Source organism: Kitasatospora sp. NPDC032757 (assembly GCF_055579305.1).
In genome coordinates this window covers 1-9,195 of the sequence record NZ_JBVINN010000028.1, presented here as the reverse complement: position 1 = coordinate 9,195, position 9,195 = coordinate 1, and the positions used below count along the sequence as shown (strand labels likewise).

At 70.0% G+C, this 9,195-nt stretch carries 9 protein-coding genes and 3 pseudogenes; 6 read left to right on the top strand and 6 right to left on the bottom strand.

Features of this window, described 5'->3' with window-relative positions; genetic code table 11:
• The coding region (locus tag ACZ5WK_RS26450; protein WP_465550724.1) for a hypothetical protein at window positions 1-387 on the top strand (387 nt) is incomplete at its 5' end.
• 489 nt (window positions 388-876) lie between these two features.
• Here the strand turns inward: ACZ5WK_RS26450 and ACZ5WK_RS26445 are convergent.
• The 4 genes from ACZ5WK_RS26445 to ACZ5WK_RS26430 all read right to left on the bottom strand — a co-directional run bounded on the left by ACZ5WK_RS26445 (window position 877) and on the right by ACZ5WK_RS26430 (window position 3,955).
• Window positions 877-1,167 carry a DUF3303 family protein gene (locus ACZ5WK_RS26445; protein WP_465550722.1) on the bottom strand — a complete coding sequence of 97 codons (291 nt, stop codon included), beginning with the start codon at window positions 1,165-1,167 and terminating at the stop codon, window positions 877-879.
• A 452-nt stretch (window positions 1,168-1,619) separates the two neighbouring features.
• A complete protein-coding gene (locus ACZ5WK_RS26440) occupies window positions 1,620-2,393 on the bottom strand; it encodes a dienelactone hydrolase family protein (protein ID WP_465550720.1) in 774 nt (257 codons plus the stop codon).
• Between the two features lie 567 nt (window positions 2,394-2,960).
• Window positions 2,961-3,824 carry a hypothetical protein gene (locus ACZ5WK_RS26435; protein ID WP_465550718.1) on the bottom strand — a complete coding sequence of 288 codons (864 nt, stop codon included), beginning with the start codon at window positions 3,822-3,824 and terminating at the stop codon, window positions 2,961-2,963.
• On the bottom strand, window positions 3,821-3,955 hold the full coding sequence (locus tag ACZ5WK_RS26430) for a hypothetical protein (RefSeq protein WP_465550716.1): 135 nt from the start codon (window positions 3,953-3,955) through the stop codon (window positions 3,821-3,823). Before ACZ5WK_RS26430 ends, ACZ5WK_RS26435 begins: the two co-directional genes overlap by 4 nt.
• 670 nt (window positions 3,956-4,625) lie before the next feature.
• Here ACZ5WK_RS26430 and ACZ5WK_RS26425 point away from each other — a divergent pair.
• The 3 genes and pseudogenes from ACZ5WK_RS26425 to ACZ5WK_RS26415 form a co-directional block, all read left to right on the top strand.
• Window positions 4,626-4,848 (top strand): annotated as a pseudogene (locus ACZ5WK_RS26425) (IS5/IS1182 family transposase); the annotation flags it as partial.
• Window positions 4,849-4,930: 82 nt separating this feature from the next.
• Complete coding sequence (locus ACZ5WK_RS26420) at window positions 4,931-5,563, top strand: mycothiol-dependent nitroreductase Rv2466c family protein (protein WP_465550714.1); 633 nt, start codon at window positions 4,931-4,933, stop codon at window positions 5,561-5,563.
• A 100-nt stretch (window positions 5,564-5,663) separates the two neighbouring features.
• Window positions 5,664-5,819: pseudogene (locus ACZ5WK_RS26415) on the top strand (PIG-L deacetylase family protein); the annotation flags it as partial.
• Window positions 5,820-5,941: 122 nt separating this feature from the next.
• Here the strand turns inward: ACZ5WK_RS26415 and ACZ5WK_RS26410 are convergent.
• Window positions 5,942-6,403 carry a pyridoxamine 5'-phosphate oxidase family protein gene (locus ACZ5WK_RS26410; RefSeq protein ID WP_465550712.1) on the bottom strand — a complete coding sequence of 154 codons (462 nt, stop codon included), beginning with the start codon at window positions 6,401-6,403 and terminating at the stop codon, window positions 5,942-5,944.
• Between the two features lie 297 nt (window positions 6,404-6,700).
• Here ACZ5WK_RS26410 and ACZ5WK_RS26405 point away from each other — a divergent pair, with 297 nt between their 5' ends.
• Together ACZ5WK_RS26405 and ACZ5WK_RS26400 are read left to right on the top strand one after the other, a co-directional pair.
• A complete protein-coding gene (locus ACZ5WK_RS26405; RefSeq protein ID WP_465550710.1) occupies window positions 6,701-7,264 on the top strand; it encodes a dihydrofolate reductase family protein in 564 nt (187 codons plus the stop codon).
• Between the two features lie 246 nt (window positions 7,265-7,510).
• Window positions 7,511-8,104, top strand: coding sequence for a DUF6461 domain-containing protein (locus ACZ5WK_RS26400; RefSeq protein WP_465550708.1), 594 nt, complete (start codon window positions 7,511-7,513; stop codon window positions 8,102-8,104).
• A gap of 907 nt (window positions 8,105-9,011) precedes the next feature.
• Here the strand turns inward: ACZ5WK_RS26400 and ACZ5WK_RS26395 are convergent.
• Window positions 9,012-9,195: pseudogene (locus tag ACZ5WK_RS26395) on the bottom strand (N-acetyltransferase); the annotation flags it as partial.

Sequence of the window (9,195 nt, the reverse complement as noted above, 5' to 3'; positions counted from 1 at the left end):
CCGCGAATGGCGGCCGGGCGGGTGGCCATCACCGGACTGCCGGACGGCTCCTCCCAGGTCCTGGCGATCGGCACCGACGGCAACGTCTACCACCAGACCCGCTTCGCCGACGGCAACTGGTCCGGCTTCGCCGCGCTCCCCGGCAACGGCGCGCCCACCATGGCCGCGCGGACGGTCGGCATCGCCGGCCTGCCGGACGGGTCGTCCCAGGTGGCGGTGGTCGGCGGTGACGGCAACGTCTACCACGAGACCCGCTTCGGCAACGGCAACTGGTCCGGCTTCGGCGCCGTCCAGGGCCCGTACGGCGCGAGCACCTTCCCGGCCCAGCGCGCCGCCATCGCCGGCCTGCCGGACGGCTCCAGCCAGCTCGTGGTCACCCGGAGCTGACCCGGGCACACCCCACCACCCGGTGCCCCGTCCCCGCCACCTCCCAGGGGGTGGGGCGCCGGCGGCGAACGGCACACGCCGCGGCCTCCACCGGCCTGTCCGGGGCAGGCCGGCCGGGGGCGTGTTCGGCGGCCCGGCGGCGGGGTCCAGGGACCCGCCGCCGCCTCTCGCGCAAGGGCAAGAGGGTCTTGTACGGCCGGGCCTCGTTCGGACTGCTCCGGATCCGGGCCCTCACACGGTCCTGATCCACCCGGCCGTCAGCGCAACCGCCGAACCTCTCCCGCTCCGGCGGGAGCAACGCGGCGCCCTCGCGGCGCCCTCGCGGCGGCCGGCCGCGGCCAGGCACCACCGTGGCTTGCGCCCGTGCTGGCAGGCGCGGTTCCTTCGCCGGAGGGGCGCCTTCCGGTCGGCTTCCCGCGACGCGGGACCCGGCCCGCCCGCGCAGCCACGCCCAGGGCGGGAGCGCCGGGTCCTCGCGCTCCGGCTCTGCTACTTCAGAGCCGCAAGACCCTTCTGCAGGTCTGCGGGGTTCATCACCGGCTGGATTTCGATCCTCGCGCCGAGTTTCTGGAAGAGCGGCTCCGCGATCGTGGGCAGCTGTGAGCTGTCCTGCAGGTCGAAGACGAGGGTGCAGGACCTCCCGCCCTCGCTGGGGCCGAAGTAGGCCGCCTCGGGCTTGAGCCGCTCGACCATCGATTCCATGATCTTCGGCAGTGTGCCGTCCTTGATCGCCTCATTCGAGACCTCAGTGTCGAAGTGGGCTCTCAGCATGACCCTCATGTGGACTCGCTCCTTCCGCGCACCACGATCGACGCGGTGCCGACCGCATTCTCTGGCACCTGGTGACGCCCGCTCAGCCTCTCCCCCGGTGACCAGGCCGGCAACATCTCGTCCCCCGTCCGTGCTTCGGCCGCACGCCGCAGGCCATGCCCACACCGGGCGGCCGGGCTCGGCTGAGCTGTCCGACACCGGGCGCGACAACACCGAGCGGGTCCGGGGGTTCCCTGCGAGGGAGCGGATGCCGGGCCCAGGCGCCGCGCCGCCGCCCGGCCGTTCCCGCTGTGCCCGCCGTTCCCGCACCCGCCTCCCCGGTCCGCGGGTCGGGTCGGGACGGGACGATCGTGGTGATCAGCGCAGCGGTTGCCGAGGATGGAGGACCTCCGCAGGTCCCCCGAGTTCCCCGGCACCCGTCACCATCACCCCCGGCCCCCGGCGATACGGCCCCCGCCTCCTCAGGTTCGCGATTCCGACCGCTTCCCAGGTCGCGAAGATCCACTGTTGCCCAGGGTGCGGTCGAGGAGGGGGAGCAGGCGCTCCCAATGACGCTGCAGTGCGGAGGGGTTGAAGGCATCGGTGTCGGACATGGTGAAGCCGTGGATGGTGCCGGGGTAGATCTCGGAGGTGTAGCCGACACCCGCGGCGTCCAGGGCCTGGTTGAGCTCGCCGAGGGCCTCGGGCGTCACGTCGCCTTCGGCGTGGCCGAGGTGGACCTGGGCCGTGAGCGTGGAGAGGCTGTCGGGCCGGTCGACGCCCACGGGACCGTGGAATCCGGCAACGGCGGCCACCTGGCCGGGGTGGGCAACGGCGGTGCGCATCGCCAGGAGGCCGCCTATGCAGTAGCCGGTCACCCCGACCGGTCCGGCGCCGACCTCGGGCTGGGTGGTGAGGAACCTGAGGTAGGCGTCGGCGTCGCTCAGGACACGTTCGACGGTGTGCGCCTCGATCAAGGGCATCAGCTGGGCGAAGACCGCGGGCCGGGCCTCTTCGCCGATGTGCGCCGGAAGTTCGATCACCGGTGCCGGGCCGTGCCGGTAGAAGAGGTTGGGGACGAGCACGTAGAAGCCGTGCCCGGCCAGTTCGCGGGCCATCTGCCGCAGCACCGGCCGGATGCCGAAGCCGTCCGGGTACATCAGCACCCCCGGGTGCCGCTCGTCACCGTCGGGGAAGGCGGCGAAAGCGTCGGCCTGGCCGTCCGCGGTGGGAATGTGCAGCGTCTTGGTGGGCATGAGTTCTCCTGTCGTGGTTGACGTGTCGAGCTGAGATCAACACGACAGGAGGCGGAGCCCGCGCAGCAGCGCCGGATCCTCGATCAAACAGCGGGCCGGCACCGGCCCGTACGGCGCTCAAAGGAGCGCCGGGTCACCGATCCGTGTGTGGCGCAATGAAGTCCCGGTAGTCATCACCGCATAACGTAGCCCACGGGACAGGAGCGGTGCCAGCGCTCCCCCAGTCCACCGTGCTGTGCGCAGGTACGGTCTCGGCCAACACCTCGGCCCCGGTGCCCGGTCGACGCGCTTCCCCTGACGGAACCACCGATCTTGCGGCTGCACGATCCTCACCGCGCTTCGAAACCCGGCCCCGGCCGGGTCGCTGTCCCGAACCGTGTGCCGGCCAACTCGTGACAGTCGGCTCCCGCCAACCGCCCGGCCACACGAACCCCGCCTCCGTTCGAATAGGGCAGACGGCCTGGCGTCCGCGCGATCGGGCGGATCACGCGGCCGGTGCTGTCCGCGAAGTCGGGCAACAGGGAGGAGAGATCGGGCCCGAGCGAGCCGATGCCGTGATACACGCTGTCAGGTGCCACCGCCCGTTGGCGAGGTCACTCGGCTACCGGCCTCCTCGGTGCGTTCGGGCAGCAGGAGGACAGCACCCACGAAGAAGCAGATCGAACCGATCAGGGTCGTGGTGTTGGCCCCCGTGGCGTTGTGCACCTGGCCGGTGACCGGGTCGATGTACCCGGCGACGGCGGAGACACCGAAGGCGACGGACCCGATCAGGTTGGCCAGCGTGATCCACCAGGACAAGGATCTCGGCCGCCAGGCCGCCCAGCGGTGGCAGGTCTCGTACCAGGCGAGGCAGCTCGAGACCAGGAAGCACACCGAGCCGATCGCGTCGGGCCGCCAGACGTGCTGGTGGGCGGTGGCCGCGGACAGATGATTCGCCACGGCGACCCCGGTGCTGACGTTGAAGTACAAGGTGCCGGCCAGCTGGACCGCGGTGGCCCACCAGTCGATCCGCCGCGGCTGGAAGACGAAGAACCGCCGGTGCGCGGGGTTCTGCGCCTTCGGGGCTGCGTCGACCGCTTCGCGGTAGGACAGGAACGATGCCGCGGTGAAGAACAGCGACCCGATGAAGTACGTGACGGTGTCCCACCGGGCTCCGACCGCGCCGGTGTAGCCGGGCACCGAGCCGACGGCGAACAGCAGCGACCCAATGGCGAACAGCACCGCGATCCACCAGCCGCGGGCGTTGGGCGCCCACCAGGTCGGTCCGGCGGCGGGCTTCTGGTGCTTGCGGTGGCGCCGCGACTCCCACCGGACCACGACTCCGTCCGGGCGCACATGGTCGACGAAGGTCGCCGGGGCGCCGGTTCGCGGGTGCCGGCCGCGGCGGTGCGACGTGGGCGTCAGCGGCTTCGGCCTGCGGGACCGGCTCATCGTTCTTCACCCCCAGCCCGGGTACTGCCCGGGCTCGCCTTGCACTGCTTGCCGCGCGGGGCCGCGCCCACGATGACCTTGACGGCCAGGCCGAGGATCACCAGGTCGGTGAGCAGCTGCCCGATGGCCATCAGCCGCGCCGTCTCGGTCCACCCGCACGACGGTCCAGGTGGTCCTCCCAGCCGGCAGGAACCAGATGGTGAACCACCTGAAGCCCATGACCGCGGCGACGTTGACGATCCACCACGGCACCGCACGACTCGCACGGAGCTCGCGCCCCGCCACGGCGCCCAGGCCGATCCGGCCCACGACCGGGGCCGGATCGGCCGGCGCGCGCAGCTTGTCACACGTTGCCTGTGCAACCGGAAGACCCGCTGGTACAGCTGCTTCCCCCGTACTGGTGACGATGTGATTACCCTGCGCAGTCGTTTGCGCCACCGTACACCTGCTCCGGGATCCGGATGGCCATGACACCCTCCGCGGCAGGGGCGCATCCCCCGCATGGCGTCGCCCGTGAACGCAGGGCCCGTTGACGGGCTCGAGATGGGGCGGGCGCGCCCCCGCGGCGACACGCGCGCCCAGCCACTTCAGGTGACGTGCGGCCAGATCGAATGGCTCCTCACGGTTGCCATGGAGCAGGGCCAGGCGCGATTGTCAGTGGCCACCGATTGCATTGCGTATACGCTCCACTACGCAATGACCCCGGAGGATTCCATGCGCATCACCCGCTCCGCTCTCACCGCCGCCTTGCTGTGGGGACCGATCGAGCCGTTGCCCGGAAGGTCCCGCTCGGCGTCACCGACCGGCAGCGACCGCAAGGACGTCACCCAACTGCTGCCCCTGCTCGCCGGCATACCTGCCGTGGCCGGCCCGGTCGGTCCGCCACGGCGCCACCCCGATGCCCTGTTCGGCGGCCGGCCGGGGCCACGAGCACGACAAGTACCGGCGTCCGGTGCGGAAGCAGGGCATCAAGCCGGTGATCGCCCGCCGCGGTGCACCCCACGGTTCCGGCCTCGGGGTCCATGCCAGTCCGTGGCGGCTTGTTCGACATCCAGCCCCGGGGCGGGGAAGCAACAGCGAACCTGAGGAAGGACGGTGCTCATCTGATGATCAACGAACTGCCGGACCGCGTGGACGTTCCGTTCTGGTTCGACCCGCTGTGCCCCTGGGCGTGGATCACCTCGCGCTGGCTCCTGGAGGTCGAGCAGGTCCGGCCGGTACGCGCCGATTGGCGAATCATGTCGCTGGCCTACCTGAACCTCGACCAGCGCCAGGGCAAGGGACTCAGCGAGGACTACCGGGAGCTGATGACGAGGGCGTGGGGGCCGGTGCGGGTCTGCGCGGCGGCCGCCGAACACGGTGGCAGCCGCATCCTCGGACCGCTGTACACCGCGATCGGCACCCGGTTTCACCACCACCGACGTCGCGACGATCCGACCGTCGTTCCCGAGGCCCTCGCGGAGGTGGGCCTGCCCGATTCGCTGGCCGCGGCCGCCATGAGCACGGACTTCGACCAGTTCATCAAGGACTCGCACCACGAGGCGTTCGACGAGGTCGGCCTCGACGTCGGAACTCCTGTCCTCCGCATCGAGGGCACTGCCCTGTTCGGCCCCGTGATCACGCCGGCACCCCGTGGCGAAGCGGCCGGACGGCTCTGGGACGGCTTGGTCATGATTGCCGGCACGGACGGCTTCTTCGAGCTCAAGCGGACCCGGGATCGCAAGCCGTCGTTCGAGTGAGTGGTCACCACGGGCTCGGCAACCCGGCTGTCGAAGCGGCGGTCAGGGCTCCGCGTCCCGGTCACCTCCTTGTCGAGCCCTGGAAGGCACCGATTCCGTGATTCCTCCCCGTCCCGCACCCCTGCCGTCTCTTCTCGGGGTCTTCGGCCACCCGGACGACGAGTCCCTTCTGGCCGGCGGCGTCCTCGCGCAGCACGCCGCCGCAGGCGCCGGCACCGCCGTCGTCACCACCACCTGGGCGCGCGACAGTCACCGGGTCGGGCACCCGTCAGGCTGAGGAGGCTGACCGTCTGATCCGTCCTGGCGGACCGAGTGCCGCCCGGCGGGCGCAGGTCCGGCGCCCGCCGGGCGAGCGGATCCCGGCCTGCCGGGTGGTCACTACTCCAGCCACGCTCCCTCGCGCATGAGGACTCTGCCGCGCAGCTCCGGCTCACCACGCCAGGCCAGCACCGTCTTTGGCGCCACGCGTATGTACAGGAAAGGCCCTTCCTCAGTACGTGGGTCCCATCCGAACTTTCCGGCGAACGCATCCGCGGCGTCGTCCGGCACGGACCGGTCCGAGAAGCACTCTGCCTCCCCCTGCAGGAGCACCACATCGAAGGTGTCCGGCAGCGCCAGGCGCACGCGGGGTTCGGTTCGCACGTTACGCGCAGTCGCGGAGGTCTCGCCGGTGCACATCCACACGGCCTGTCCGTCCCACCAGAACCACAGCGGCACTTGATGCGGGCCGTGATCCGGATGGCCCGTCGACACCCATATGTCCCGTTCTTCAGAGAGCCGTCCAAGAGTGTCGCGCCTGCGCTCCGCCACATCACGACGAGCGATTCCCGTGGTCTTCATGATCGCCGATGCTATTCAGCGGTTCGGAAGCGCACATGAGGCGTTGGTCCTACTCCCAGCGACCGACAAGCCACTCAGCCCGCCGCCCGGGGGTACGGCCTCTCATCGAAGTCTGACCAGTCGCAACGACGTTCGACCGTTCGCTCCCCTCGCTGGGCCGCGAGATGGCTGGTCAGTGAGGTTGTCTCAACGAAATGATCTCGTGAGGTGACTCGGCCCAGAAGGTCCCGCGAGCCGCGATGAGTCTGCGGCGTCCGGCGGTCGTACAGTCGAACCCGTTACCGAGGAGGACTTCCGATGCGCAGCGTGACCTATTCGATGGGCGTCTCACTTGACGGCTACATCGTCGGGCCGGACGGCGGCTTCGACTGGACGGCGCCGGACGAGGAGGTCTTTCGCTTCTGGATCGACGAGATTCGGGAGGTCGGCGTCCACCTGTTGGGACGACGGCTGTACGAGACGATGCTGTACTGGGAGACCGCCGACCAGGATCCATCGCTCGACGACTCGATGCGCGAGTGGACCTCACTCTGGAAGCCGCTCCCGAAGGTGGTGTTCTCGACCACGCTGTCGGCGGTGCAGGGCCATGCCCGCCTGGCCTCCGGCGGCCTGGCGGAGGAGATCGAGCGGTTGCGAGCCGAGCCGGTGGAGGGCGACATCGCGATCGGCGGCGCGACTCTCGCCGCCGAGGCGGCTGCGTCGGATCTGATCGACGAGTACCGGGCCATGGTCTACCCGGTGCTGGTCGGTGGTGGCATTCCGTTCTTTCCCCGGCGCGAGCGCCGCGTGGATCTCGAACTCGTCGAGACCCGCACCTTCAGCTCGAAAGTCGTCTACCTCCGCTACCGCGTGGCGCGTTAGCCGAACAACCTGATCAGAGGCGTCCGCGCCCTCGGAGAACACGCTGCCGCCGAACTCAAGCAGCGCTGGCGCACTTGCAACACATCGCCCTCAGCCCGAGCCGAATCGGCGACATCGCCAGGGCTGCCCTCGTCCTCAACCGAATCTGGAAATGATCGTCGCCGAGAAGACGTCAGTGCCGCCGTCTAGGGTGGCCACGTGGATGCGCGGAGATCATCACCTGCGCTCGGGGGAAGGGGCTGTGTCGTGGGTGACGGTATTCAGTGGCTGGTGGATCGCGATGACTGGCATCACAGCATCGTCTTCGCCCGTGGCATCACGCCGGAGGAGCTCGCCCTGCGCATGGACGGCGTACCGGGATCGATCCCGTCGCCCATCACGGGCACGGAAGCATGGGCCTTGGTCATGGACGACGGGACGGATGACGACGATCTGGTACGCGCCGGCTCGGACGCGGGGTGGTCCTTCGCCCTGGAGTACGGGGTTCCCACCGGGGCGGAACGGTTGGCCGATATCTCGCGGGACGGGGTGGAAGTCGTCCGTCTCGACCCTCAGCCCGACCATCCGCCGAAGCAGTTCGCCTATGCCAAGGATGGGGTGCACATCTGTTCCTTCGGCATCGGTGAGGAGGTCTGGCGGTGGGGCCAGCAGCCGGATTTTCTGCTGGCCGAACTCGTACGGGCCGGTGCGCTCCTCCCGAACGGTGAATCTGCCCGCTCGGATGAGGAACTCGTCGAGGGCGAGGAGCGTGTCACGCTGGCGATCCTCGAGTCCCGGTTCGGTCTCGCCTTGCCTCGCAACGTAGAAGAGCGGCGACTCCCAGCGTTCGTGATCCGCTGATCCTCGATCCTGAGAACGCATCCCTGCTGCCACCTCGCTCACTGAACACGCTGGTCAACTTCGGTGAGAGGGACTGGCGCTGGGCACCTGACGCGGGCCCCGCTCCGACCTGACACAGCACCAGGTCGCCGAGCAGGTACGCGCCCTGGTCGAGGCGGCGGGGCGGCGGCCACGCCCTCGACGGGTGTCCCGCCCCCAAGTGCGGGCGGTGACGGGACCGTCTGCGCCGATGGTGGCGATCGGCTCGGACCCTGCGTCCGCGGGGTGACGAGGGCCTCGACCAGGGCCCCAGTAGTCTCAACGGACGGTGACCCGGACGGTCTTGGTGACGCTGTTGCACCCGTAGGACGAGCCTGCGGGTGCTCCGGCCTCGCAACCGACGCGGCTGCCGAAATCCCCGGCCAGCGCGGTGGTGCCGGGGGCGAGGGCGATGAAGGTCTGGTCGATTCTCGAGGCACGGGCCCATCGAGTCCGGGGCGCAGGTGCTGTAGTTGACGTCGGGGCCGCGCCGGAGGACGGCGCGGTCGCCGGCCGAGGTGAGGTGCCAGGCCCGTGCCAGGTCACTGGGGTCCCGCTGACGCCGAGTCGTTCACCGACGGCCAGGGTCACCGTGAACCGGGCAGTCTCGCCCGGCTGTCGAGTCCACCCCTCCCGAGAGCCGACGAGAACGGGACCAACGATGTCCAAGAACGAATCTTCGAGCCGGCTCACGGCCTTCGTGAAAGGCTGCCGACATGGACGAAGTGTCGGGGGATCACGACAACAGGGCCTCCGGGAACCACTCGGAATGGGATCGCACCCCGAGCTACCAGGAGGCCCTGCTTCCACGCGCGGAAACCGCCGCAGTCACCCGATCGAGGCTCCCGTTCGACCGACAGCCTTCGAGATCGGTACGGGTAACAACCACTTACGTGTCGGGATGCTGCGGCAGGGCGAGCCAGTCCGACCAGGAGATCTCACGGCCGAGGAAGCGCGGCTGCTCGAACGGCCAGTCGACGGCGATCCACTGCGGCACCAGCGCGTCGAGGGCCTGCTCGACCTTGCTGCCCACCAGCTCGTCCACCACCCACCAGGAGATCTCGCCGTCCGCG